General features: G+C 72.9%; 20 protein-coding genes and 1 riboswitch. Of the genes, 8 read left to right on the top strand and 12 right to left on the bottom strand.

Going from position 1 to position 24,584, the window contains the following annotated elements; genetic code table 11:
* Window positions 1–28 precede the first annotated feature (28 nt).
* Window positions 29–173, bottom strand: a riboswitch (cyclic di-AMP (ydaO/yuaA leader).
* A gap of 315 nt (window positions 174–488) precedes the next feature.
* From HHX33_RS26020 to HHX33_RS26035, 4 genes are all read right to left on the bottom strand, one after another.
* Window positions 489–956 carry an SPW repeat protein gene (locus HHX33_RS26020; protein WP_182876893.1) on the bottom strand — a complete coding sequence of 156 codons (468 nt, stop codon included), beginning with the start codon at window positions 954–956 and terminating at the stop codon, window positions 489–491.
* A 120-nt stretch (window positions 957–1,076) separates the two neighbouring features.
* Window positions 1,077–2,852 carry a glycoside hydrolase family 15 protein gene (locus HHX33_RS26025; RefSeq protein WP_182876894.1) on the bottom strand — a complete coding sequence of 592 codons (1,776 nt, stop codon included), beginning with the start codon at window positions 2,850–2,852 and terminating at the stop codon, window positions 1,077–1,079.
* A gap of 96 nt (window positions 2,853–2,948) precedes the next feature.
* Window positions 2,949–4,229, bottom strand: a complete 1,281-nt coding sequence (locus HHX33_RS26030; protein ID WP_182876896.1) for a D-arabinono-1,4-lactone oxidase — start codon at window positions 4,227–4,229, stop codon at window positions 2,949–2,951.
* 71 nt (window positions 4,230–4,300) lie between these two features.
* On the bottom strand, window positions 4,301–4,963 hold the full coding sequence (locus HHX33_RS26035; RefSeq protein WP_182876897.1) for a peroxiredoxin: 663 nt from the start codon (window positions 4,961–4,963) through the stop codon (window positions 4,301–4,303).
* 145 nt (window positions 4,964–5,108) lie between these two features.
* On the opposite strand from HHX33_RS26035, the gene HHX33_RS26040 reads away from it, so the two are divergent.
* Window positions 5,109–5,756 (top strand): class I SAM-dependent methyltransferase, encoded by a 648-nt coding sequence (locus HHX33_RS26040; protein ID WP_182876899.1) that lies wholly within the window; start codon window positions 5,109–5,111, stop codon window positions 5,754–5,756.
* A 101-nt stretch (window positions 5,757–5,857) separates the two neighbouring features.
* Here HHX33_RS26040 and HHX33_RS26045 read toward each other — a convergent pair whose 3' ends face one another.
* Both HHX33_RS26045 and HHX33_RS26050 read right to left on the bottom strand, forming a co-directional pair.
* Window positions 5,858–7,144 carry an MFS transporter gene (locus HHX33_RS26045; protein WP_182876900.1) on the bottom strand — a complete coding sequence of 429 codons (1,287 nt, stop codon included), beginning with the start codon at window positions 7,142–7,144 and terminating at the stop codon, window positions 5,858–5,860.
* A 114-nt stretch (window positions 7,145–7,258) separates the two neighbouring features.
* Entirely contained in the window at window positions 7,259–8,533 is a 1,275-nt protein-coding gene (locus HHX33_RS26050) for an SGNH/GDSL hydrolase family protein (RefSeq protein WP_182876902.1), read from the bottom strand.
* A 118-nt stretch (window positions 8,534–8,651) separates the two neighbouring features.
* Between HHX33_RS26050 and HHX33_RS26055 the strand changes: the two genes are divergently transcribed.
* From HHX33_RS26055 to HHX33_RS26070, 5 genes are all read left to right on the top strand, one after another.
* Window positions 8,652–10,166 carry a glycoside hydrolase family 43 protein gene (locus HHX33_RS26055; protein ID WP_310741532.1) on the top strand — a complete coding sequence of 505 codons (1,515 nt, stop codon included), beginning with the start codon at window positions 8,652–8,654 and terminating at the stop codon, window positions 10,164–10,166.
* 58 nt (window positions 10,167–10,224) lie between these two features.
* Window positions 10,225–11,070 carry a 1-aminocyclopropane-1-carboxylate deaminase/D-cysteine desulfhydrase gene (locus HHX33_RS26060; RefSeq protein ID WP_310741533.1) on the top strand — a complete coding sequence of 282 codons (846 nt, stop codon included), beginning with the start codon at window positions 10,225–10,227 and terminating at the stop codon, window positions 11,068–11,070.
* Between the two features lie 125 nt (window positions 11,071–11,195).
* A complete protein-coding gene (locus tag HHX33_RS36500; RefSeq protein WP_259402861.1) occupies window positions 11,196–11,330 on the top strand; it encodes a hypothetical protein in 135 nt (44 codons plus the stop codon).
* Window positions 11,327–12,430, top strand: a complete 1,104-nt coding sequence (locus HHX33_RS26065) for a methyltransferase domain-containing protein (RefSeq protein WP_182876905.1) — start codon at window positions 11,327–11,329, stop codon at window positions 12,428–12,430. The genes HHX33_RS36500 and HHX33_RS26065 overlap by 4 nt, the downstream gene beginning before the upstream one ends.
* A 100-nt stretch (window positions 12,431–12,530) precedes the next feature.
* Window positions 12,531–13,343, top strand: a complete 813-nt coding sequence (locus HHX33_RS26070) for an SAM-dependent methyltransferase (protein ID WP_310741534.1) — start codon at window positions 12,531–12,533, stop codon at window positions 13,341–13,343.
* A gap of 111 nt (window positions 13,344–13,454) precedes the next feature.
* On the opposite strand, the gene HHX33_RS26075 is transcribed toward HHX33_RS26070, so the two are convergent.
* From HHX33_RS26075 to HHX33_RS26085, 3 genes are all read right to left on the bottom strand, one after another.
* The gene (locus tag HHX33_RS26075) at window positions 13,455–13,910 is read right to left on the bottom strand and encodes a GNAT family N-acetyltransferase (protein WP_182876907.1); all 456 of its coding nucleotides are present in this window, start codon (window positions 13,908–13,910) and stop codon (window positions 13,455–13,457) included.
* 89 nt (window positions 13,911–13,999) lie between these two features.
* Window positions 14,000–14,998: an NAD-dependent epimerase/dehydratase family protein gene (locus tag HHX33_RS26080; RefSeq protein WP_182876908.1), complete on the bottom strand. Its 999-nt coding sequence runs from the start codon at window positions 14,996–14,998 to the stop codon at window positions 14,000–14,002.
* An 88-nt stretch (window positions 14,999–15,086) separates the two neighbouring features.
* Window positions 15,087–16,022: an SDR family oxidoreductase gene (locus HHX33_RS26085; RefSeq protein ID WP_182876909.1), complete on the bottom strand. Its 936-nt coding sequence runs from the start codon at window positions 16,020–16,022 to the stop codon at window positions 15,087–15,089.
* A 120-nt stretch (window positions 16,023–16,142) separates the two neighbouring features.
* On the opposite strand from HHX33_RS26085, the gene HHX33_RS26090 reads away from it, so the two are divergent.
* Window positions 16,143–16,709, top strand: a complete 567-nt coding sequence (locus tag HHX33_RS26090; protein ID WP_182876910.1) for a TetR family transcriptional regulator — start codon at window positions 16,143–16,145, stop codon at window positions 16,707–16,709.
* A 62-nt stretch (window positions 16,710–16,771) separates the two neighbouring features.
* Here the strand turns inward: HHX33_RS26090 and HHX33_RS26095 are convergent, their stop codons facing one another.
* The 3 genes from HHX33_RS26095 to HHX33_RS26105 form a co-directional block, all read right to left on the bottom strand.
* Window positions 16,772–17,968, bottom strand: coding sequence for a YncE family protein (locus HHX33_RS26095; RefSeq protein WP_220502192.1), 1,197 nt, complete (start codon window positions 17,966–17,968; stop codon window positions 16,772–16,774).
* Window positions 17,969–18,252: 284 nt separating this feature from the next.
* Window positions 18,253–18,564 (bottom strand): STAS domain-containing protein, encoded by a 312-nt coding sequence (locus HHX33_RS26100; RefSeq protein ID WP_138460182.1) that lies wholly within the window; start codon window positions 18,562–18,564, stop codon window positions 18,253–18,255.
* Entirely contained in the window at window positions 18,564–22,733 is a 4,170-nt protein-coding gene (locus tag HHX33_RS26105; RefSeq protein ID WP_182876911.1) for a SpoIIE family protein phosphatase, read from the bottom strand. The genes HHX33_RS26100 and HHX33_RS26105 overlap by 1 nt, the downstream gene beginning before the upstream one ends.
* Before the next feature lie 288 nt (window positions 22,734–23,021).
* Here HHX33_RS26105 and HHX33_RS26110 point away from each other — a divergent pair, with 288 nt between their 5' ends.
* Window positions 23,022–24,467, top strand: a complete 1,446-nt coding sequence (locus HHX33_RS26110; protein ID WP_182876912.1) for an NtaA/DmoA family FMN-dependent monooxygenase — start codon at window positions 23,022–23,024, stop codon at window positions 24,465–24,467.
* The last annotated feature ends 117 nt before the right edge of the window (window positions 24,468–24,584 follow it).

A 24,584-nucleotide genomic window follows, 5' to 3' on the forward strand; every position in this document is an offset into this window, starting at 1 on the left:
TGGGCAGGTGGAGCGGACACTCCACGCGCTCTCCTCTCCTTGGCCGCCTACCGGGTTAGCTGACGGGTTCGGGCCAGGAGTAGCCCTACCGGATGGTCCGGATTCACCCCAGAAGAGACGTGGGTCCCCGGTTCCCGGGTTCGATGACATCCGGGATTCGGCGGTCGCCGGTCGTCCTCGGGTTGAGGACCACGCACCGGCGTACTGACCGGAAGCATAGTAGATCACGAGTAGGACACGACCGAAAAACCGGCAAACAGGTCCATTTCTGCACCTTCTGCACCATGCTTCCGCAGGTCCTCGCACTGACGGCACCTAATCGTGATATGCGCCACATCGTCCGGTACGGGCCCGTCTGGCACTCGGACTCCCATAAGCACGATGGCGGGGCGTGAGCGGGCTCGGGCCCTCTCACGCCCCGTCGATCCGGCCGGCCCCGCCGCGTCGGACCGCTGGCGTGGACCGCAGGCGGCGGGCTGCCGCGCCGGCTACCACTCACCGCCGGGTGCGCCGACTCCTCTCCGCCGGCCGTGCTCGTGCTGCCGGTAGTTGGCCGCGAACGCGAGCGCGCCGAGGCCGAACAGGAAGATCACCGCTCCGGTGACCACGTTGTTCCAGATGGTCGCGGTGGTCGCCGGCTGGCCTCTGATCACCCACGGCGCGATGATCGCCCAGACGCCGAGCACCGGTGTCACCCAGCTCACGCCGTACGTCCGGCCGAACGCGGAGGCGCAGCTCAGCGCGAGCGCCGTGACGACCAGCCCGACGATCAGGTTGTTGACCGTCAGGCCGCCGAACCCGGTGAATCCCACGATCCACGGCGAGATGGCGAGGTAGAGGCCGGCGAGGAGCGTCACCGCGTCCATGACCTGCGCCGGGGCGGTCGATCCCGCCCGGTCGTACGTCTGGCGCAGCTTCGTGACGTCCGGGCGTCGAGCCAGACCTGGTTGCACCATGATGTGTCACCTCTTCTCCCAGGTGGCCGGGGGCCCGAGACCCCTCTCTTGCATCATGCAACCGGGGACGGCGCGGAGGGGAGACCGCGAGACGCGCGGATTGCAGATGAAGTACATCTGTCAGGCAGATGGCGCCGGCGCCGTCAGGGCCTCCGCCGTGTTGACGATCGAGACGTGGCTGTAGGCCTGGGGGAAGTTGCCCACCTGGCGGCGGAGGCCGGGGTCGTACTCCTCCGCCAGCAGGCCGACGTCGTTGCGCAGGGACAGCAGCCGCTCGAACAGCGCCCGCGCCCGCCTGCGCCGGCCCAGCAGGGCGAGCGCGTGCGCGAGCCAGAAGGAGCAGGGGACGAAGACCCCCTCCCCGCCCGGCAGCCGGTCCACCCCGTCGGCCTCCGGCCGGTAGCGCAGCACGAATCCGTCCTCCGTGAGCTCTCGGCACACGGCGTCGACGGTTCCCGCCAGGCGGGGGTCGTCCAGCGGCAGGAAGCCGAGCCGGGGGATCAGCAGCAGCGCGGCGTCCAGCCCTCTGGAGCCGTAGAACTGGGTGAAGGTGTTGCGGCCGGGGTCGTACCCGTGGGCGCACACGTCCTGGTGGATCTCCTCCCGCAGGGCGCGCCAGCGGCCCACCGGACCGTCGAGCCCCTGCCGCTCCACCGAGGCGACCATCCGGTCCGCGGCCACCCACGCGAGGACCTTCGCGTGCACGAACGGGCGGCGCGGCCCGCGCACCTCCCAGAGCCCGTTGCCCGGCTCGCGCCACGCGCCCTCCAGATAGTCCATGAACGCGCGCGGCGGGTCCCAGGCGTCCTCCTCCGGCCCCAGCCCCGCCTGTCTGGCCTGGTAGAGGCAGTCGATCACCTCGCCGTACACGTCGAGCTGGAACTGCCGGGCGGCGGCGTTGCCGACCCGCACCGGCCGGGACCCCTCGTATCCCGGCAGCCGGTCGAGGGTCCGCTCGGGCATCCGGCGGCCGCCGTCGATCGTATACATGATCTGCAGGTCGGCCGGGTCTCCGGCGACGGCCCGCAGCAGCCAGTCACGCCAGGCGGTCGCCTCCTCGGAGTACCCCGCCCCGATGAGCGCCTGGAGGGTGAACGCGGCGTCCCGCAGCCAGCTGTAGCGGTAGTCCCAGTTGCGGGAGCCTCCGATCAGCTCCGGCAGGGACGTGGTGGGCGCCGCGACGATGCCGCCGGTCGGGGCGTAGGTGAGGGCCTTGAGCGTGACGAGGCTGCCGGACACCGCCTCGGCGTACTCACCCCGGTGACGGCACCGGCCGAGCCACTCCCTCCATATGCGCTCGGTGTTCGCCAGCTCCTCGGCGGCCTCCAGCCGGTGCGGGCGGCTCCGCCACGACTCCTGCCAGGTGAGCACGAACGGCACCCGCTCCCCCGCCGCGACGCTGAACGAGGCGGTCGCGGCGCGCGGGCGCGACTCCTGCGTCAGCGGCACGGGAGACTGCAGCCACGCGGCGTTCGGGCCGGCGATCACGGCCAGTTCGCCGCCGCGCTCGCGCGTCCAGGGCACCACCTCGCCGTAGTCAAAGCGCAGCAGCAGTTCCGTACGCATCTCCACCCGGCCGCGCACGCCCTCCACGATCCGGACGACGTCGGGCGCCTCCTGGCGCGGCGGCATGAAGTCGAGGACCCGGGCGCACCCGCCGGGCGCGTCCCAGGTCGTCTCCAGCACCAGCGTGCCGTCGCGGTAGCGGCGCCCGGCGCAGGTGCCTCCCGCGGCGGGCGCCAGCAGCCAGTGCCCGGCCCGGTGCCCGCCCAGCAGGGCCGCGAAGCAGGCGCCGGAGTCGAAGCGGGGCAGGCACAGCCAGTCGACCGAGCCGTTCCGGCCCACCAGGGCGGCGGTGTGCATGTCGCCGACGAGCGCGTAGTCCTCGATCCGCATGGCGCCTCCCCTCACCCGTACGGCCGGGGCCGTACGCCGGGGACGCGGCGGCGGCCGCGGCACACACGTACCCCGGCCTATCCCCGCGAATCGGGCTTATCGCCGCCCGAAGACGTACCGCTCGACGTACTCGTTGGCGAAGACGCCCCGGGGGTCGTAGTGCCGTGCCAGGGCGGCGAAGTCGTCCATGCGCTCGTAGCGGGAGCGCAGGACGTCCGGCGGGAGGGTGAAGAGCTTCCCCCAGTGGGGTCGCGCCCCGAAGGGCGCCAGGCGCTCCTCGATCGCGGTCAGCACCGGCGTCACGGCGGCCGGGTCCTTGACCCAGGTGAAGTGGAAGGCCACGGTGTCGCGCCCCTGGCTCGGGCTCAGCCAGAGGTCGTCGGCGGCGATGCTGCGGATCTCGGAGATCTGCAGGACCGGGGCGATGCGGTCGCCGATCGCGCCGAGCGCCCGGAACGCCTCGGCCGCGTGCCGCCGGGGCACCATGTACTCCGCCTGGAGCTCCTCGCCGCTGCTCGGGGTGAAGTCGGGCCGGAAGTGCGGCAGGCGCTCGAACCAGGGGCCGGGCGTCCCCATCTGGGTCGTGCAGTGCACCGGGGACACGCCGGGCACGGGGTGGCGCGGGCCGTCGGCCGGGGCCGCCCCGAAGAAACCGTCCGGCTCCGCGTCGCCGAGGCCGCCGGAGGCGGGGGCGAGGCGTTCCTTGACCCAGACCTGGTTGACGCGCGAGGTCCGCCAGTCGGTGAACAGGCTCACGCTGTAGGCGGCGGACATGACGGCGTCGAACCGGTCGTCGAGCACCTCCGCCGGAAGCCCTTCGTACACGCGCTGCCGGACGTCGAACGCCGGCAGGAGATCGAGCGTCAGGGCGACGACGGCGCCGAGCGCGCCGAGCGACACGACGGCGCCCCCGAACCGGTCGCCGTCCGCGTCCCGGCTCAGCGTGACGAGGTCGCCCTCGGCGGTCACCATCTCGACCGCGCGCACCGACGTCGCGAGCCCGCCGTTGCCGTCGCCCGAGCCGTGGGTGCCGGTCGCGCAGGAGCCCGCGACCGAGATGTGCGGCAGGGACGCGAGGTTGGGCAGGGCGTAGCCCTTCTCGTGCAGGCGCCGCCCGAGTTCGCCGTACCGCACGCTCGCGGCGACCCGGACGGCCGCCGACGCGGAGTCGATGTCGATCTCGGGGGGCAGGCCGTCCAGCGAGACGAGCGCGCCCGGTGAGTCGGCGATGTGGTTGAAGGAGTGGCCGCTGCCGAGGACGCGGACCTTCCCGCTCCGGGCGACCAGCCCGCGCAGTTCCTCCAGGGAGGACGGCCGGTCTGCCCGCCCGGCCGTGAAGGTGATGTTGCCCGCCCAGTTCGTCACGTCTTGAGTCACCCAACGAGTTTTACCGGAACATCACCCGCGTGCCGGGCCCGGCGTGGCGCCGTACGGCTCGGACGGACGGTTCAGACGGGACGGCCGGGGAGGCCCGCGAGGTACCAGTCGACGAGCTTGACCCTCTCGTCGGCCTGCCTGGCCTCCACCTCGGCCTGGGTCCGCGGCGCGCCCAGCAGCACGTCGTCGCCCGGCCGCCAGTTGGCCGGGCAGGAGACGCCGTCGCGGTCGGCCGTCTGCAGCGCCTCGACGAGCCGGAGGATCTCGGGGACCATGCGCCCCGCGTTCATCGGGTAGTAGAGGATCGCGCGGACGACCGACTCGGGGTCGATGACGAAGACCGCCCGGACCGCCGCCGTGGCCGACGCGTTCGGGTGGAGCATGCCGTACGCGCGGGAGACGTGGGTGCCGACGTCGGCGATGACCGGGAACGGCACCCGCACGCCGAGCCTCTCCTCGATCGCCCGGGTCCAGGCGAGGTGGCTGTGCACGGAGTCGACCGAGATGCCGAGCAGGGCGACGCCGCGGGCCGCGAACTCCTCGGCGAGTTCGCTGAAGGCGACGAACTCGGTGGTGCACACCGGGGTGAAGTCGGCGGGATGGCTGAACAGCACCAGCCACCGCCCCGCGTAGTCGGCGAGCCGGACCGGCCCGTGCGTGCTCTCGGCCTCGAAGCCGGGGGCCCTGTCACCGATGAGCGGCAGCCGGGTGGCCGGCTCCGCGGCAGCGGTCATGACGTGCTCCTCTCCGTCCGCTCACTGCGCCCGTACCCGCGATGACCGGTCACGACGACGGGCCGTTCGCCCCGGTTCGGTAATCGCCCGCGGCAGCGTCGCGACAGCCGCCGCGCCCGGGGAATGAACCTCGCGAGGGGGCGCCATGCGGACGACCACGCCGGGGACCGAGATCAGCCATCCACTGTTCGCGCGCTTCTACACCTGGTTCAGCCAGGTGCTCGACCGGCGGGGCCTCGCCGGGCAGCGGGAGGCGCTGCTGGCCGGGCTGTCGGGCCGGGTGATCGAGGTCGGCGCCGGCAACGGGCTGAACTTCGGCCACTATCCGCCGTCCGTGACCGGTGTGCTGGCCGTCGAGCCGGAGCCGCTGCTGCGGGCGGCGGCCCGCCGCGCCGCCCGGGCGGCCCCCGCGCGGATCGAGGTCGCGGGCGGCCTGGCCGAACGGCTCCCGGCCGCCGACGGGGAGTTCGACGCGGCGGTGGTCACGTTCGTGCTGTGCTCGCTGCCCGACCCCGGCGCCGGGCTGCGGGAGATACGCCGGGTGCTCGCGCCGGGCGGACGGCTGCGCTTCCTCGAACACGTCCGTGCCGGGAGCCCAGGCTGGGCCCGCGCCCAGGACCTGATGGACGCGACGGTGTGGCCGCGCCTGACCGGCGGCTGCCACACGGGCCGGGACAGCGTGGCGGCGATCGAGGCGGCGGGTTTCACCGTCGAGGCCCTGGACCGGTTCGTCTTCGCCTGCGGCGTGCGCAACCCGATCTCCTTCTGCGTACGCGGCGTGGCCCGCCGCTGAACCGCGCCCGTCGACCCGCACCCGTCGACCCGCGCCCGCTGAACCGCGCCCGTCGAACCGGGCCCGTCCCGGCGGACCGGCGCGGTCCGGCAGAGGTGTGGTCAGTCCGCGCTCGGCTGTGGTTGCCGGGCCGCCGTCTCGGGCAGGGCGGTCCCGGCCTCGTAGCGGCGGAAGGCCGGGACGGCGAACCCGGCGACCAGCACGAGGAGGGCGCACACGAGACCGCCGCCCGCCCAGGAGGGCACCAGCCCGAAGGCGTCCGCGGTGGCGCCCGCCCGCAGGTCGCCGAGGCGCGGGCCGCCCGCCACCACGACCATGAACACGCCCTGCAGCCGCCCGCGCATCTCGTCCGGCGCGTACGTCTGCAGGATCGTCTGCCGCCACACGGCGGAGGCGAGGTCGATCGCGCCGCCCACGGCCAGCAGCACGACGACCAGCCACAGCGGCTGCGCCAGCGCCGCCGCGGAGACCGTGACCCCCCACAGGGCGATCACGAGCGTGAGCGCCACCCCCTGCCGGCGTACGCGGCCGATCCAGCCCGACAGCAGCCCGGCGACGACCGCCCCGATGGCGATGCTCGCCGACAGCCAGCCGAACGCCACGGCCGACCCGCCGAAGCGCTCCGCCGTCATCTCGGGGAACAGCGCCCGCGGCATCGCGAAGGCCATCGCGATGATGTCCACCACGAACGACATCAGCACGACCGGCCGGCTCACGACGTAGGCGAGCCCGTCGGCGACCGACCGCAGACCCGGCCGGGAGATCTCGCCGAGGGGCGCGAGCGACGGCAGCCGTACGGCGGCGTAGAAGCCCGCGCCGAACAGCACGGCGTCGATGAGGTACGCCAGCGCGTAGCCGCCCCGGGCGAGCACCACCCCGGCCAGTAGCGGCCCCACCACCGTGCCGATGCTGCTGACCAGGAAGTTGAGGGTGTTGGCCGCGGCGACCCGCTCGGTGGGGACGATCCGGGGGATGATCGCGCCGCGCGTCGCCGAGGTGACGGCGAAGCCGATCGACTGCAGGGCGATCACCGCGAGGATGAGGTGCACGCTGCCCAGCCCCGACCAGGCGTGCAGCAGCAGGGCGAGGGTCGACGTCCAGGCCACGACCGACCCGGCGAGCAGCAGCCGCCGGCGGTCCATCGCGTCGGCCACCGCGCCGCCCCACAGGCCGAAGACGACCAGCGGGACGAGGCTCACCGGGCCGAGCATGCCCACCCAGAGCGACGACCGGGTGATGCTGTAGACCTGGCCGCTCACGGCCACCGCGGTGAGCTGGAAGCCGACGAACGACACGCCCTGGCCCACCAGCAGCCGCCGGTACGCCGGGATGGCCAGGGGCCGGGTGTCGAGTGCGACGCGCTTCAGAACTGCCTGAACCCCCGACACCCTTTACCTCACCGATCTGGGCAAATCAGCCAATTCGCGTACTTTACCCTGATCGTGTTACCGCGCCCCTCCGGGGTGGGCCCGGCGGTGGCAAGGTCAGTCGTACCCGAAACCTCAGTCGTAGCCGAAAGCACGGGGCAGCGGCTCGTCGCGGAACAACCGGGCGGGGACGGCGTCGGCGAGCGCCCGGTAACCGGCTGGGTTCAGGTGCAGGCCGTCGCCCACGTCGTACGCCGGGAGCAGCCGCCGGGGAGCGGCCGGGTCGCGGGCGGCGCGGTCGAAGTCGATCACGGCGTCGAAACGGCCGCTCGCCCGGATCCACTCGTTGACCGCCTGCCGGGACCGCTCCCGCAATCCGCCCGGATCGTCGTAGGCGTCGTTGCCGCCGAACGGCGTCAGCGTCGCGCCGTACACCCGGACGCCCCGGGCATGCGCGCGGCGGACGACCTGGTCGTAGGCGGCGACGAGGTCCTCGGCCACCTGCTTCTGGGCCGCCTCCGTCGCCTCGGCCGTGCCGACGTCGTTGACCCCCTCGAAGAGCACCAGCCAGCGCACCCCGCTCTGCGCGAGCACGTCGCGGTCGAGCCGGGCCAGCACGTTCGGGCCCAGGCCGTCGTCGAGCACCCGGTTGCCACCGGCCCCCTGGTTGACGATCGCCACCCCCGAGGTCGCGCGCCGGGCGTGCAGGCGGTCGGCCAGCCGGTCCGGCCAGCGGTCGTTCATGTTGGTGGTCGAGCCCCTGCCGTCGGTCAGCGAGTCACCCACCACGACGGCCGCGGCGACCGAGGGCCCGGCCCACACCTCCACGCCGCCGAGGAGGTACCAGTGATCGACGGCCGCCGCTCCGGGCAGATCGGCGGCCTCGGTGTGGTCCCCGGCCAGCAGGTACGACGTGGTCCTGGAGCCCGGGTGCGAGGTGACGGCGGCGGAGCGCTGCCCGTCGGCCAGATGGACCGTCACCGAGAGGACGGACCGGGGCGCCAGGTCGAAGCTCAGCGGGTCGGAGACCGCCTGCGCCCCGGCCGGGACCACGACGGACGGACGGCCGTGGAAGGTCACCTGCCGCGAGGTCTCCGGCCGGATCTCCGCCGCCCCCGCCCGCCCGCCGCCGGGAAGCGCGACGGCGACCCTGGTGAGAGGCAGCGCGGCGCCGCCGAAGGCGTTGGAGAACCGCAGCCGCATCCGCCGCCCGCCTACGGAGACCCGCAGGGTCTGGCGCAGCGTGCTGCCGGCGAAAACGAGGCCTTCCCCGGCGAACGGCGCGGGCGGCATGTTCTCCGGCTCCGTGAGCTGCGGCATCGAGGCCCAGGTGACGACCCAGTGACCGGCCGGCCCGCGCGCCGCCAGAGCTGCGCGCCGCCGGGTGGATCTTGACGCGTTGCGGATCATCTGCCTATGGTCCCGTCCAGCCAGGCCTTCGATCCACCCCCGGCACACTCCCTGCACACTCCCGGCACAACGGAGCACGGAAGGGCGAACCCTGCACATGCGGACGTACCGGAATCCTGTGATCGGCGGGTTCCATCCCGACCCGAGCGTCTGCCGGGTGGGTGAGGACTACTACCTGGTCTGCTCCAGCTTCGAGTACTTCCCGGGTGTGCCGATCTTCCACAGCCGTGACCTGGTCCACTGGCGGCAGATCGGCAACGTGCTCGACCGTCCGTCCCAGCTTCACCTGCCGCCCGGGACCCTCGCCTCCGGCGGGATCTTCGCCCCGACCATCCGGCACCACGACGGTCTGTTCTACATGATCACGACGAACGTGGGCGACGACCGCGGCCACTTCCTGGTGACCGCGGAGCGCCCCGAGGGCCCGTGGTCGGACCCGGTCTGGATCGACCTGCCCCGGGTCGATCCCAGCCTGGCCTGGGACGAGGAGGGCCACTGCTGGCTCACGACCTCCGGCCCCCGGCTGGCGCGGATCGACCCGGCGTCCGGCGAGGTCCTGGAGGGCCCGGTCGACATCTGGGCGGGCACCGGCGGCAAGTACCCCGAGGCACCCCACCTGTTCCAGATCGGCGGGTGGTGGTACCTGCTCCTGTCGGAGGGCGGCACCGAACGTGGCCACGCCGTCTCCATCGCCCGCGCCCGCTCCCCTCGCGGGCCGTTCGAGCCCGGCCCGGTCAACCCGATCCTGACCCACCGCGGCACGTCCCGCCCGATCCAGAGCACCGGCCACGCGGACCTGGTGTGCGCCCCGGACGGCACCTGGTGGATGATCCTGCTCGGCGCCCGCCCCCGCGGCTACTCCCCCGAGTTCCAGGTGCTCGGCCGGGAGACCTTCCTCGTCCCGGTGGAGTGGGTGGACGGCTGGCCGGTCGTGGGGCCGGTCGAGGAGCGTCACCCCGCCCCCGCCGCCTGGCATCCGCTCCCCCCGCCCCCGGTCCGCGACGACTTCGACGCCCCCGTTCCGGCGCCCTGCTGGATCTCGGTGCGCTCCCGCCCCGACGACTCCTGGTCGCTGACCGAGCGCCCCGGCCGGCTGACGCTGCACGCCACCGGTCCCACCCTGGACCGTCCCGGCCACACGTTCTTCGGGCGGCGCCAGCAGCACCACGACTGCCGCGTCAGCGCCCGTCTCGACGCCGATCCCGGCCGGGCCGGGCTGTCCGTACGGCTCGACGAGGCCCACCACTACGACCTCGAGGTGTCCGGCGGAGAGGCGTCCGTGATCGCCAGGATCGGCCCGCTGCGTCAGGTCGTGGCGCGTCGCCCGGTGGCTCCTGGACCGCTCACCCTCACGGTCCACTGCCGTACGGCCGATCCGCTGCCGCCGTCCGTGACCAGTGCCGCCGAGGCCGGCGCCGGGCCGGTCGGCGTGGGCGCCCGCGGGCCGGACACGATCGCCTTCTCCGCGGACGGCGTCCTGCTCGCCGAACTGGACGGCCGCTACCTGTCCACGGAGGTGGCGACCGGCTTCACCGGACGGGTCATCGGCATGTACGTGACCGAGGGCAGCGCGGCCTTCGACTGGTTCGACTACGAGGGCACCGACGACGAACCGGTCGTCCCGGTTGCCTGACGAACCGGTCGTACGCGCCGCGGAGAACGCCGGCTCTCCGCCTCGCCTGCCTTCGCCGGTGGAGGAACTGATCGATCCCCGCCTCGGAGCGCGAGGCGTCCGCCTGCTGCTGAAGCGCGACGATCTCATCGACCCCGAGATCCCCGGCAACAAATGGCGGAAGCTGAAGTACAACATCCAGGCCGCCCGGCGGTCCGGGCACGGAAGGATCCTGACGTTCGGGGGCGCGTATTCCAACCACATCAGGGCGACGGCGGCGGCCGGCGCCCTTTTCGGTCTGCGGACCGTGGGCGTCATCCGCGGCGAAGAGCATCTCCCCCTCAATCCCACGCTCTCCTACGCGGTGGAACAGGGAATGACCCTGGCCTACATGGACCGCCGGACATATCGCAGAAAAATGGAAAGCGATGTGATAGAGGCTCTCCACCGCGGCTTCGGCGACTTCTACCTCGTTCCCGAGGGCGGAAGCAACGGACTCGCGGTGCGGGGATGCGCCGAGATCCCGGACGAGATCACGCAGGACTTCGACTTCATCTGCTGCCCCTGCGGGACGGGCGGCACGCTCGCGGGCATCGCCGCCGGCCTGCGCGGCGACCAGGAGGCGATGGGCTTCTCGGTGCTCAAGGGAGCCGGCTGGCTGAACGACGAGATCCGGCGCCTTCAGGAAGACGCTCACGCCGCCCCCCGCGGCAGATGGCACGTGAACCTGGATTATCACTTCGGCGGATACGCGAAGACGAAGCCGGAACTGCTGTCCTTCGTCGAGGACTTCGAGAGGCGGCACGGCCTGCGCCTGGACCGGCTCTACACCGGCAAGATGATGTACGGGATCTTCGATCTGGCCGGGAAGCGCACGTTCCCTCCCGGAACCACGATCGTCGCGGTCATCACCGGCACCATCTGACACTCGAACTCCCCCACTTGCCACTTTCGGCACCGTGTGCGTTTTGCCGACCGGGTGGCGCAGAGGCAAAACGTGGCGCACAGTGAAGGTGTCCCAGGCAGAATTGATCAAAAGGGGGAAGAAGCGTGGGCAATGACGAGGACAAGAAGCCGCCGAAGCATGCGGGGCCGCAGAAGCAGGACAAGCCGTTCATTCCGGAGAAGCCGACGAAGGAAAGCGGGGACGGTCAGAGGAAAGGCGGAGGGACTCGGGGCAAGTGAATCTCCGCGGACGTATCGACGCGCTCGCTGACGCGCTGGCGGCCAATGGCGAGCTCACCGATGAGGGATGGCGCGCGGCGCTGCACGCCGTGCCGCGTCATCTGTTCGTCCCGGCGGTGGCCTGGGCGGAGCCGTATGCGGGGCCGGGCTACCGTATCGATCGGGACACCGATCCGGATGCCTGGTGGGATGCGGTGTACGCCGACCACCCGATCATCACCCAGCTCGACGACGGAGCGACCGAGGTGGGCGGCGGGGAGGGCGTGTTTTCGTCCTCACTGTCGGCTCCCGGGGTTGTCGTGGACTTCCTCGAACTGCTGAGCCCCTATGCCGGTGACCGCGTCCTGGAGATCGGCACGGGAACCGGGTGGACGGCCGGGCTGCTGTCCCATCGCCTGGGTGAAGTGAACGTGGTCAGCGTCGAGATCGATCCGGCGGTGCACGAGGCGGCGGCGGCGAGCCTCAAGCAGGCCGGTTTCTGCCCGCGCCTGGTACTGGGAGACGGCGCGGACGGCTGGGCGGAGCAGGCTCCGTACGACCGGGTTCATGTCACCTGCGGTGTGCGGGAGGTGCCGTATGCGTGGGTGGAGCAGACCCGCCCTGGCGGAGCGATCGTGCTGCCCTGGATGCCGGGCTTCGAGCCGGGCCACAAGCTGTGGCTGACAGCCGGACGGGACGGCACGGCGACCGGCCGGTTCGCAGGGGGCGCGCACTACATGATGATGCGGGCTCAGCGCGTTCCCGCTCCGCCGGAGCATGAGGGCGGGTACGGCAGGCGCGCGGCGACGGTGGATCCCCGCCGAGTGCTGCGGGCGGGATTGGGGGCCGATGTCGCGATTGCGGGACTTCTGCCCGATGTCTCGGTGAGTCTCGGCACGGGCGAGGAGTCCGAGATCTGGTTGTGGGCCGGGCGGTCCGGGGCCTGGATCACCGGATCGGAGGTCCGGCAGTTCGGTGAGCGCAGTCTGTGGGACGAGGTCGAAGAGGCGTTCTTCCGCTGGGTGGAGTGGGGAAGCCCCGGCCGGGACCGGTTCGGACTGACCGTCACCCCGGATGGCCAGCACATCTGGCTGGACCGGCCGGACAACGTGATCCGCTGACCGGTGGCGGTGCCGGTATTCCGGATTACCTGACGGACTGGTCAAAGTCCCCGTGAGCGTCCCTATGATGGTCGAAGATCGAGACGCTTGGGGGCAGAGCGTGCACGACGAGCAGGCACCGGACTGGGTGATCGACCCCTCCACGCCGAGCGTGGCCCGGATGTACGACTACTACCTCGGCGGCAAGGACAACTTCGCCGCCGACCGCGAGGCGGCCGAGAAGATCATTGAGATCCTGCCGAACGCCCGCGACGTGGCCCGGGCCAACCGCGCCTTCCTCGTGCGGGCCGTACGGCACCTCGCGGGGGCGGGCATCCGGCAGTTCCTCGACGTCGGCACCGGTCTCCCGACGCAGGAGAACGTCCACCAGGTGGCGCAGGCCGTCGCACCGGACTCCCGGGTCGTCTACGTCGACAACGATCCGATCGTGCTCGTCCACGCCCGCGCCCTGCTCGCCGACAACCCCCGGTCCATCGTGGTCGCCGGTGACATGCGCGAGCCCAAGGCGGTGCTCACCCATCCGGCGGTCCTCCGCCACCTCGACTTCAGCCGGCCGGTCGCGTTGATCATGCTCGCCGTCCTCCACTTCGTCGTCGACGACGCGGAGGCGGCGCGCATCGTCGGCACGTTCCGCGACGCGCTCGCCCCGGGGAGCCATGTGGTGATCTCCCACGGCACGCCCGGCGACCTCGACGAGGACGCGGTCAGGCGAAGCCGGGACGTCTACTCCGCCACCACCAGCCGAGGCGCCGTGCCGCGCACCACGGCCGAGGTGCGGGACCTGTTCGACGGCCTGCGCCTGCTGGAGCCCGGCGTCGTGCCGCTGGAGGAGTGGCGCCCCGAGCCGCCGGAGACGCTCCTGGAGCGCAGGCACGGAGCCGGCATCGTGGGCGGCGTCGCCGTGATCCCCTGACCGGGGACCCGCGGTCCGCCCCGGCCGTACGGTCGCCTCGTGGTCACTCCGTGGTGAAGGCGGCGGGCGTCCGCCGGCAGGCCGAGGTCTTCTCCCGGAGGTGACCGCTCCTCAGAGCCGTCTGGTCATGAACACGCTGAGCGGATCGGGGCGGTAGTCGCCGAAAGGCTCGCAGTAGGTGAACCCGAACTTCTCGTACAGCTTCCTGGCGGGCAGGAAGTGCTCCTCCGCGCCGGTCTCCAGGCTCAGCCGGGTGAAGCCCATCCGCCCGGCCTCGGCGAGGATGTGCCGCAGCAGCAGGGACGCGATCCCCGCGCGCTTGCGCGCCGCCGCCGTCCGCATCGACTTCAGCTCGGCGTGGGAGTCGTCCAGCCTCTTGATCGCCCCGCAGCCCACCACGGCGCCGCCGTCCATCACCGACCAGAACGTGACCTCCGGACGGCGCAGGCCGTCGAGGTCCAGGGCGTGCTTGCTCTCCGGGGGCGTGATGGACCGCATCTCCCGCAGGTGCTCCTCGAGGAACTCAGCGATCTCCGGCCCGGACAGGTCGTCCTCGACGATTCTCATCGCACTCGCTCACCTAGATCGTGTCTGACGGGTCGTGTCTGACGGATCATGCCCGACGGGACACCAGGATGCCATCCCGCCCGCCCGGCTCAGCCCAGCGGCGCGACGGCGAACTCCCGCATGCCCTCGGCGAACCCGACGCGGGCGCGGAAACCCAGCTCCGCCCTCGCCCGGCCGGGCGAGGCGACGATGTGCCGCACGTCGCCGAGGCGGTACTCCCCCGTCACGACCGGGCGCGGCCCGCCCCGCCGCGCGGCCAGTTCCGCGGCCATCTCCCCCACCGTGCGCGGCTGTCCGCTCGCCACGTTGTACGCGGACAGGGCGCCCTCCCGCCCCGCGGCGAGCGCCGCCAGGTTGGCCCGCGCGACGTCCCGGACGTGGACGAAGTCGCGCCGTTGTCCGCCGTCCTCGAAGACGCGCGGGGCCCGCCCCGCCTCCAGCGCCGACCGGAAGATCGCCGCGACCCCCGAGTACGGCGTGTCCCTGGGCATACGGGGGCCGTACACGTTGTGGTACCGCAGGGCGACGGCGACGCCGCCGGTCTCCCTGGCCCAGTTGGCGGCGAGATGCTCCTGCGCCAGCTTCGTGGTGGCGTAGGCGTTGCGGGGATCGGCGGGCGCGTCCTCGCCGATGACCGCCGGCGTGAGCGGCGAGGCGCAGCCGGGGCAGCGCGGCTCGAAGATCCCCCGGTCGAGGTCCTCGGCGGCCCGGGGGCGGGGCCGGACCGGCCCGTGCTCGCCGCACTCGTAGGCGCCCTCCCCGTAGACCACCATGGACGACGCCAGCACCAGGCGGCCGACGCCGTGCCGCGCCATCGCCGCCAGCAGCACGGCCGTGCCGTGCACGTTCACCGAGGCGTAGTCCGGCAGGTCCGCCACGTCGACGCCGAGGCCGACCTTGGCCGCCTGGTGGACCACCGCGTCCACGCCCGGCAGCAGGCGGTCGGCGGTCGTCCCGTCGCGCACGTCTCCGCGCTCGACGCCGCCCGCCCGCAGGTCGAGGCCGGCCACCTCGTGTCCGGCCGCCGTCAGCGCCTCGGCGACGTGACTTCCGATGAACCCGGCCGAGCCGGTCAGCAGCACCTTCACGGGCCGAGGGTAGACCGCCGCCGCCGCGCGGGAACCGCTCCGGGCACGACCGTTCGCGACCCGTAAGATCTCCCGCCCGGTCCTGCCGTCAGGAGAAGTAGTGGCCCTTGCCGAGATCGTCGAGGAGCCCGGGCTGCACCGGCCGCCAGCCGAGCAGGTCGCGGGTCACCGCGCTCGACGCCGGGCTGTCGGCCCCGACGACACCGCCCAGCCAGCCGAAGTGCGCGCTCGCCTCCTCCGCGGCGACCGAGACCACCGGCAGGTCCAGATGGTGGCCGATCACCTCGGCGACGGCCCGGATCGGCACGCCCTCCTCGGCGACGGCGTGCAGCACCGACCCCGCCGGGGCCTTCTCCAGCGCCAGGCGGAACAGGTGCGCGGCGTCGAGCCGGTGCGTGGCGGGCCAGCGGTTGGACCCGTCGCCGACGTGGCCGGAGACGCCCTTCTGACGGGCGATGCCGACCAGGACCGCCATGAAGCCGGGGTCCCCCTCACCGTGCACCGTCGGAGGAAGGCGCACGACCGACGACCGTACGCCGTGGGAGGCCAGGGAGAGCGTCAGCAGCGCCGTCCCCATCCGCCCCCGGAGGCCGCCGCCCGGAAGCGCGGCGGCGCCCGGCTCGTTCCCCCGCCCTCCGGCTCCGTCCCGTTCGGTCGCGACGCCTCCCGGCGCGACGCCGAGCGTCCCCGACGCGATCACCAGCGGCCGTCCGGAGCCCTTTAGCGCGTCTCCGAGCGCCTCCACGGCCCGCCGGTCCGCGTCGGCGGCCGCCTCGAAGCCGCCCGAGAAGGCGATGTCGTGCTTGAACGCGAGGTGGATCACGCCGTCCGACTCGGCGGCCCCGGCCCGCAGGATGTCGAGATCGTCGAGCGTGCCGCGACGCACCTGCGCCCCGGCCCGGGCGAGGGCGCCGGCCGAGGCGTCCGACCGGGCCAGCCCGGTGACCTGGTGACCCGCGCCGACGAGCTCGGGCACGACGGCGGAGCCGATCCAGCCCGACGCCCCGGTGACGAAAACGCGCATGAGAGAACCTCCCGACGAGTGACCGTCCTCGGCGCACGGACGCGCATGAGAATCGATGTCAGTCACTGCCATCAGCATACGTCACGATGTCAGTGACTGTCATCGCGCTACGATCAGGGCATGGGTCGATGGGAGCCGGACGCGCGTGGCCGGCTGGCGCGGTCGGCGCTGGAGCTCTACGCGGAGCGCGGGTTCGACCAGACCACGGTCGCGGAGATCGCCAGGCGGGCGGGGCTCACGGAGCGGACGTTCTTCCGGCACTTCGCCGACAAGCGCGAGGTGCTGTTCCACGGCTCGCGCGCGCTGGAGGAGCTCCTCGTGAACGCCGTCGCCGGCGCGCCCGAGGCGACGGCGCCGATGGACGCGATCGCCGCGGCCCTCGACGTCGCGGGCGGCATGTTCGAGGAGCGCCGCGAGTACGCGCGGCGGCGTCAGGCCGTCGTCGCCGCGCACGCGGAGCTGCGGGAACGCGAACTGATCAAACTCGCGTCGCTCGCCGCGTCCCTCGCCGGGGCGTTGCGCGGGCGTGGCGTGGCCGAGCCGGCCGCGAGCCTGGCGGCGGAGGCGGGCATCGCCGTCTTCAAGATCGCGTTCGAGCGGTGGGCCGGCGACGCCGGCGGCCCGGACCTGCCACGGCTCATGCGGGAGTCGTTCGACGAGCTGAGGGCCGTCACCGCGGGCGCGTGAGCGCCCGCGGAAGCGGGAGACGGCGCAGGACAACGGAAGGACGGCTCACCGGAGGCGCGGGCTCACCGGAAGACGCCGGTGTGGCCGAGCGAGTAGCGGCCGGGCTGCGGATACACGCACAGCCCGTGCGGCCCGGCGCCGACGGGGATGGTGCGGACGACCCTGCCGGTCCGGGTGTCGAAGACGTAGACGACCCCGTGGTAGCGGCCGCTCAGCCACAGCTTGGTGCCGTCGGCCGAGACGCCGCCCATGTCCGGCGAGCCGCCGCCGGGGATCCGCCAGACGTCGACCACCTTCCGCTTCGCGAACGACACGACGGACACCGATCCCTCGCCGCGGTTCGACACGTACAGGTGGCGCGAGTCGCGGCTGGCGTAGAGGCCGTGCGCGCCCCGGCCGGTCGGCATGAACCGGACGACCTCGTACGTCGACGCGGCCACCAGCCACACGCCGTGCCGTTCCATGTCGGCGACGTAGAAGACGCGGCCGTCGGGCGACAGCTTCACGTCCTGAGGCATGCTCATGTGGCCGAGGTGGACCCGGCGGATCAAGCTGGGCGTGCGCCAGTCGACGACGACGAGGTCGCCGCTGAACTCGCAGCTGGCCAGGAACACCGAGCCGTCGGCGGTGAAGTCACCGTGGTTGACGCCGCGGCAGGGCAGCGGCAGCGAGCGCAGCCGTTTCATGCTGTGCGGGTCGCGCAGGTCGAGCTGGTTGTTCCGCTCCGCCATGACCAGCGCGTACGCGCCGTCCGGCGAGAAGTACAGGTTGTACGGGTCCTCCACCGGCACCGGGCGGCCCGGTCTGCCGGTGCGGGGGTCGATGGGGGTGAGGGAGTTGCCCCGGTTGTTGTTCACCCACAGGGTCTTCAGGTCCCAGGACGGCACCACGTGCTGCGGCAGCGCCGCGACGGTGAAGTGCCGCACGATCCGGTACGTCTCCGGGTCGATGACGTCGACCGTGCCGCTCTCGCTGTTGGGCACGTACACCAGGGAGCGGAACCCCCTGACGACCGGGCTCAGCATCCCGGGCCGGTCGGCCGCGTAGACGTCGGCCCGCCCCGCTCCCTCGGGCTCCTGTCTCTCCCGCTCCGGCGGCGCCGCCCCCTGTGACCGCGACGGGGACGGCGGCGGGGACATCGGCGGGGAGGACGGCACGGCTCGGGGCGCGGGCGGCACGGCCGCGCAACCGGCGAGGACGAGCCCCCAGAGGATCGCGTACACCCCGGTCACCGCGACGGTCCTGCGGGCTCCTGTCACCCCTGCTTCCGGGACGCCCGCACGCGTCACCCCCGCACCGGTCACCCCTGCACCAGTCACGCATCCCCCCGACATGGCGGGGCGGCGCCCGGCCCCCCGTACGGTCACGGCGACCGGCCGCGTGCGGCGGCCGCACGGCGACTGAAGAGACGGCGGCGAGGCGGCTGCGTGGCTGGTCGGCGCGACGCTAACGCCCGCGCGGAATGGCCCGGAGGGGCTTTACCCGGTCTTGAACGGCGCCTTCCCGGCCCGCGACGCGCCTGGTCACCTGCGCGCGGCCGCCCCTACGACGAGATGGGGACCTCGTGCTCGGCGGTGTGCACGGGAGCGAGACCGGCGAGCCCGGAGATGTCCAGGACGGGGGTGAGCAGCGGGTTGGCGATCAGAGTGATGTGGTCGGCGTGGGCGAACAGGACGCTCAGGCCGGCGCTGTCGAGGTATTCGACGGCGGTCAGGTCCAGCACGAGAGGGCCCGGGATCTTGCCGAGGGCCTCGGCGAGGGCGTCGGTGTTGCTCATGTCGATCTCGCCGGTGGCCGTCAGCAGCGCGGCGCCGTCGGCGCGGCGGCCGGAGGTGAGGGTGAGGGGCGTGGTCATCAGGCGATCCTCGTGTGCATGTCGACGATGGTGCCCGACGGGCCGGGCGTGATGGTGACCTGCTGCATCATGGCGCGCATGAGGGCGACACCGCGCCCGCGGTGGGTGTTCTCCTCGGCCTTGGGGGACTTCCAGCGGCCGGTGTCGGCGACGACGAGGCGCAGGTTGTCCACGAAGGCCTCGGCCCGCAGGCGGACGACGTCGCCGGGGGCGTCGCGGTGACCGTGCTCGATGGCGTTGGCGCACGCCTCACCGGCCGCGACCAGGACGTTCTGGACTGTCTGGGCCGGCAGGTCGCACTGGGCGAGCCAGCTCCGCAACGCCCTGCGGACGGGCGCCAGCTGGGACGACTCGGCGGGGAAGGCCATCTCCAGCGGCGCGGGGTGGCGGTAGAGCAGCAGGGCGACGTCGTCGTCGTAGCCGTCGGCGGGAGCAAGCCGCACCATCACCTGCGTGGCGAGGTCGTCGACGGCGGCGTCCCGGCCGTCCTGCACGGCCCGGCTGGCCTGGTCGATGCCCGCGTTCAGCGGGCTGCGGCGGCGCTCGACCAGGCCGTCGGTGTAGAGCATGAGCGTGGCGCGCGCGGGGATGACCGCCTGTCCCTCCGGGCGTGCCGCGCCGGGGCGTACGGCCAGGGGGATCGACCGACCGTCTTCGAGCAGGCGGGTGGTGCCGTCGGGGTGGGCGAGGATGCCCGGCGGGTGCCCGGCGCTGGAGTAGATCAGCACCCCGGTCTCCGGGTCGAGCACGCCGCAGAACACGGTGGTGCACTTCGCGCCGGGGACTCCGGCGGCGAAGTGGTCCAGGGCCATGAGCGTGCGAGCCGGGCTGGCGTCCTGCAGGAGCAGCGCGCGGCACGCGCTGCGCAGTTGCCCCATGACGGCGGCGGCCTCCACGCCGCGCCCGACGCAGTCGCCCACGACGATGCCGATGTTCCCGCCGGGCAGGGCGATGGTGTCGTACCAGTCGCCGCCGACCTCCAGGGGACGGGTGGCGGGCTCGTAGCGGACGGCGAACCCTTCGGGCAGGTCGGCGGGGCCGAGGATGGCGCGCTGCAGCGCGATCGCGGTCTCGCGTTGCTGGTCGATCTGCTGCGCGCGGACGAGCCCCTGGGCGAGGTGCCCGGCGAGCAGCGACAGGAGCAGCTCGTCCTCCCGGGAGAACGGCCGCTGGTCGCCCAGCTCGACCCACAACGCCATCGGGCCGTCGGGGTGCTCCAGCAGCACGCCGACTCCGCCGCCGTCGGCGACCGGCGTCAGCAGGGGCCGGCGGCGCAGGCCGGTGAGCGCCTCGCGGCGTCCGGCGGGCAGCGCGCGCCAGTTCAGCGAGGCGTCGGTGGCGGTGAGGGTGGGGTCGCCCTCGTGCTCGAAGACGGCGGCCAGCACGTGCCGGGCGCGCCACAGGGTCCGCAGCTCCCCCAGGGCCCCGGACATCGCCTCGGAAAGGCTCCCGGCCTGGGACAGGGACGTGCTGAGGGAGGCGAGGGCGCTCTCCCGCTGGATGGCGTAGTGCTCGGCGGTGACGTCGCGGAAGGTGCCGACGACGACCTGGCGGCCGGTGTCGGGGTCCTGCGCCTTGTTGAAGGTGACGCTGATCCACAGCCGGTGCCCGTCCCGGTGGGTGACGGGGATGGCGTAGCTGCCCTGGCCGGGGCCGACGAGTCCCGCGAAGGCGTCGGCGACCTGCCGGTGGGCGGCGGGGTCGACGTCGCGGTCCGGCCACCAGGGATGGATCGGCCGGTACGGCAGTCCCTCGGGGCCGTACCCGAGCATCTCGGCGAAGGCGTTGTTGACCTCGACGACCGCGCCGTCCTCGTCGCAGACGAAGAACGCCTCCTGCAGCGAGTCCACCAGCGCGGTGCGCCAGCGGGCCTGGTGGTGACGCAGCCGCGCCATCTCCATGTTGGCCCGCACCCGCGCGAGCAGCTCCGCGGCGGCGAACGGCTTGACGAGGTAGTCGTCGGCCCCGGCCTGCAGGCCCTCGATCGACGCCTCCTGGCCGGCCCGCGCCGACAGCAGCAGCACGGGGACGGCCGCGGTGCGCGGATCGGCCCGCAGCGCCGCGACCAGGGCCAGGCCGTCCAGGCGGGGCATCATCACGTCGCTCACCACGAGGTCGGGAGCCTCGGCTCGGATGGCGTCCAGCGCGTCCTGCCCGTCGCCGACGGTGTCGACGTGGTAACCCGCGCCCGTGAGGAGCCGGACGAGGTATCCGCGCATGTCGGCGTTGTCGTCGGCCACCAGCACCCGCGCCGGGACGCCCGCCGGGCGGGCGGCGGAGGGGTCCTGGGCGGTCAGCTCCATGTCGTCCCCGCCGGACGCCGCGACGGCGTCGTCCGCGGGCAGCCAGCGCAGGGCCTCCTGGACGTAGGGGTCCGCGGTGGCGGACGCCATGCTGCCACCGGCGGTCGTCGTGATCGCCTCGGCGGGCAGGTGCGCGACGCCGAACGGCAGGCGGATGGTGAAGCGGGTGCCCTCGCCCTCGGCGCTCTCGGCCGTGATGGTGCCGCCGTGCAGGCCGACGAGCTCCTGCACGAGCGCCAGGCCGATGCCGCTGCCCTCGTTCGAGCGCGAACGGGCGTTCTCGATGCGGTGGAACCGCTCGAACAGCCGCGGCACCTCGTCGGCCGGGACCCCGATGCCCGTGTCGGTGACGGTCACCACCGCGCGGCCGTCCTCCCCGCGCACCGACACGCCGACCGAGCCCTCGAAGGTGAACTTCAGCGCGTTGCTGAGCAGGTTGAGGACCACCTTCTCCCACATGCCGCGGTCGATGTAGACCGGCTCGTCCAGGGGACGGCAGTCGACCTCGAAGTCCAGGCCCGCCTTGTCGATGGCGGAGCGGAAGAGGCTGGCCAGCTCGGCGGTGACCGCGGCCAGGTCGACGGGCTCGTAGCTGGCCTGCATCCGGCCGGCCTCGATGCGGGAGAAGTCGAGCAGGGTGTTGACGAGCTTGCCCAGCCGCAACCCGTTGCGGCGGATGGCCTCGAGCTCCTCGCGCACCTGCGGGTCGGCTCCCTGCAGGCGGTTACGCAGCTCCTCCACCGGGCCCATGATCAGGGTCAGCGGGGTGCGGAACTCGTGGCTGATGTTGGAGAAGAAGACGGTCTTCGCCCGGTCGAGCTCGGCCAGTTCCTCGGCCCGCCGCTGCTGCGCCTGGTAGCTGCGGGCGCTCGCGATGCCCGCGGCGACGTGCCCGGCGGCCAGTTCCAGGAACCCGCGGTAGCCCTCGTCGAGGAGCCGGTATCGGTTGAGCGCGGCCACCAGGAACCCGTACGGCGCGCTGCCCTGCTGGAGCAGCGGCACCAGCAGCGCCTGAACGGGCGGCTCCGGCCAGTCACCGGACGGCAGCACCGCGAACCCGGCGGCGTCGAGCTCCACGAGCACCGACTCCCCCCGGCCCGGCGCCGCCATGGGCCACACCGCCTCGCCGGAGTCGCGGGCCGGCAGGGTCAGGGGGGCGGCCGGGTGCCCGGCGGAGATGCCGGTCACGCCCGCCAGGCGCGCGCCGCCGTCGTCCTGGAAGAGATAGGTCAGCGTGAACGGGAGGTCGCGCCGGTTGTGGCCGAGCTGGCGGCAGGTGAAGGCCAGCATCTCCTGCTCGGTGCGGACCACGCTGGGGTCGGAGCCGAGATCGCGCAGGGTGGCCATGCGGCGCTCGCCGACCACCCGCTCGGTGTCCTCCATGACGACGCACAACATGCCGACCACGGCGCCGGAGTCGTCGCGCAGCGGGCTGTAGGAGAACGTGTGGTAGCTCTCCTCCGGGTAGCCGGACCGCTCGAGGAACAGCAGCAGCGCCTCGTCCCAGGTGGCCCGTCCCGTGGCGAGCACGGTGCCGATCCGGGGACCGATGTCGTCCCAGATCTCCGCCCACACCTCGCTGGCCGGCCGGCCCAGCGCCCACGGGTACTTCCGCCCCAGGGTGTCGCGGCGGTAGGCGGCGTTGCAGAAGAAGGTGAGCTCCGGGCCCCACGCCATCCACATGGAGAACCGGGACGACAGCAGGATGCTCACCGCGGTCCGCAGGCTCTGCGGCCACTCGTCCGGCGGCCCGAGGGGAGTCGCCCGCCAGTCCACCTTCGCGAGGTCCCGGCCGATCTCCTCGTCGGCGGTGAACACGTCGGCGCCGGTCGCCGTCACCGGCTCGGCGTCGTCACTGAGCGCCACTACGCCACCCCTTCGTTCGCGCCGGCCCGGACACTGCTCGCCCGGTCGCGGTCGCCGCGTCCGTCACCGCGTCTCACGGCCCGCCCAACCCTGGAGCAGTTCGATGACGTGACGGAGAGGATAGGTCAACCGCCCGTCAAGAGGCCAACCGGGGTCTCTTTCCGGACCGCCGGACCGCCGTTCGCGGCCGGCGAGGGCCCGCTCCCTCCATCAGTTCGACGGTGACGATTGACGCAAAAACCCTTAATCCCTACTGTGTTACTAGGTTTCCGTCACCTGGAGCGCCCGATGACCAAGCAGATCCATCTCGCCGCGCACTTCCCGGGCGTGAACAACACGACCGTCTGGTCCGATCCCGCGTCGGGCAGCCAGATCGACTTCGAGTCGTTCCGCCACCTGGCCCGGACCGCCGAACGGGGCAGGTTCGACTTCTTCTTCCTGGCGGAGGGACTGCGGCTGCGCGAGGCGAAGGGCCGCATCCACGACCTCGACGTCGTGGGCCGTCCGGAGTCCCTGACCGTCCTCGCCGCGCTGGCCGCCGTCACCACCCACCTGGGACTGGCCGCGACGGTGAACTCCACCTTCAACGAACCGTACGAGGTGGCCAGGAGACTGGCGTCGCTCGACCATCTGAGCGGCGGCCGGGCCGCGTGGAACGTGGTGACCAGCTTCGACGCCTTCACCGGCGAGAACTTCCGCCGCGGCGGCTTCCTGGACGAGTCCGACCGGTACAGCCGGGCGAAGGAGTTCCTGGAGACCGCCAGGGAGCTGTGGGACTCCTGGGCCCCCGACGCGGTGGCCGCGGACCCGGAGGCGGGGCGGTTCCTGCGGCCCGGCGGCGTCACCGCCTTCCGGCACCAGGGCCGGCACTTCGACATCTCGGGGCTGTTCAACGTGCCCAGGGGCCCGCAGGGCCACCCGGTGATCATTCAGGCCGGTGACTCCGACGAGGGCCGCGAGTTCGCCGCGTCCTCGGCCGACGTGATCTTCAGCAGGCACAGCAGGCTGGAGGAGGGCCGCGCCTTCTACCGGGACGTCAAGCGCCGGCTCGCCGCGTACGGCCGGCGGCCGGAGGACCTGAAGATCCTCCCCGCGGTGACGTACGTGCTCGGCGACACCGACGCGGAGGCGGCGGAGCGGGCCGCCGAGATCCGCCGCGCGCAGGTCGGCCCGCAGACCGCGATCTACTTCCTGGAGGCCGTCTGGGGGCGCGACCTGTCGGCGTACGACCCGGACGGCCCGCTGCCCGACATCGAGCCCGACCTGGAGGAGGGCGTGACCAGGGGGCACGCGGCCTTCCGCCGTGACCGCGGCGAGGTGGTGGCCAAGTGGCGAGCCCTCGCCGAGGAGAAGAACCTGTCGATCCGGGAGCTCGCCATCGAGGTCTCCTCGCCGCAGACCTTCATCGGCACGCCGCGCGCGGTCGCCGACGAGATCGACCACTTCGTGCAGACCGACGCCGCCGACGGCTTCATCTTCGTGCCCCACCTCACCCCGGGCGGGCTGGACGACCTGGTCGACAAGGTCGTCCCGCTGCTGCAGGAGAAGGGCGTCTTCCGGACCGAATACACCGGGCCCACCCTCCGCGACCACCTCGGCCTCGCCCCGCGCGACCCGGCCTCCGGTGACTCCGCCCCCCGTGACCTGGGCACACGTGACTCCGCCCTCCGCGACCTGCCCCTCCGCGACCCGGCCGCCCCCGTGCCGGCCCCCCGTACGAAGGAGAACCGATGACACCCCCTGTGTCAACCTCAGGCCGCGATCTGGTCGATGAGGGCGGCAGCGGCGCCGTGTCTGCGTGGGTCGTACGGTGTGCCGTCGCGCCAGCATCGGTAGATCACGCGGATCCAG

The sequence above is a fragment of the Microbispora sp. H10670 genome (assembly GCF_014161385.1).
Taxonomy (GTDB): domain Bacteria; phylum Actinomycetota; class Actinomycetes; order Streptosporangiales; family Streptosporangiaceae; genus Microbispora; species Microbispora triticiradicis.

Excerpts from the sequence above, each read along its gene's own strand:
- HHX33_RS26090 (WP_182876910.1), top strand. The coding sequence starts at position 16,143 with ATGGGTCGATGGGAGCCGGACGCGCGTGGCCGGCTGGCGCGGTCGGCG.
- HHX33_RS26100 (WP_138460182.1), bottom strand. The coding sequence starts at position 18,564 with ATGACCACGCCCCTCACCCTCACCTCCGGCCGCCGCGCCGACGGCGCC.
- HHX33_RS26040 (WP_182876899.1), top strand. The coding sequence starts at position 5,109 with ATGCGGACGACCACGCCGGGGACCGAGATCAGCCATCCACTGTTCGCG.
- HHX33_RS26050 (WP_182876902.1), bottom strand. The coding sequence starts at position 8,533 with ATGATCCGCAACGCGTCAAGATCCACCCGGCGGCGCGCAGCTCTGGCG.
- HHX33_RS26020 (WP_182876893.1), bottom strand. The coding sequence starts at position 956 with ATGGTGCAACCAGGTCTGGCTCGACGCCCGGACGTCACGAAGCTGCGC.
- HHX33_RS26025 (WP_182876894.1), bottom strand. The coding sequence starts at position 2,852 with ATGCGGATCGAGGACTACGCGCTCGTCGGCGACATGCACACCGCCGCC.
- HHX33_RS26075 (WP_182876907.1), bottom strand. The coding sequence starts at position 13,910 with ATGAGAATCGTCGAGGACGACCTGTCCGGGCCGGAGATCGCTGAGTTC.
- HHX33_RS26085 (WP_182876909.1), bottom strand. The coding sequence starts at position 16,022 with ATGCGCGTTTTCGTCACCGGGGCGTCGGGCTGGATCGGCTCCGCCGTC.
- HHX33_RS26035 (WP_182876897.1), bottom strand. The coding sequence starts at position 4,963 with ATGACCGCTGCCGCGGAGCCGGCCACCCGGCTGCCGCTCATCGGTGAC.
- HHX33_RS26110 (WP_182876912.1), top strand. The coding sequence starts at position 23,022 with ATGACCAAGCAGATCCATCTCGCCGCGCACTTCCCGGGCGTGAACAAC.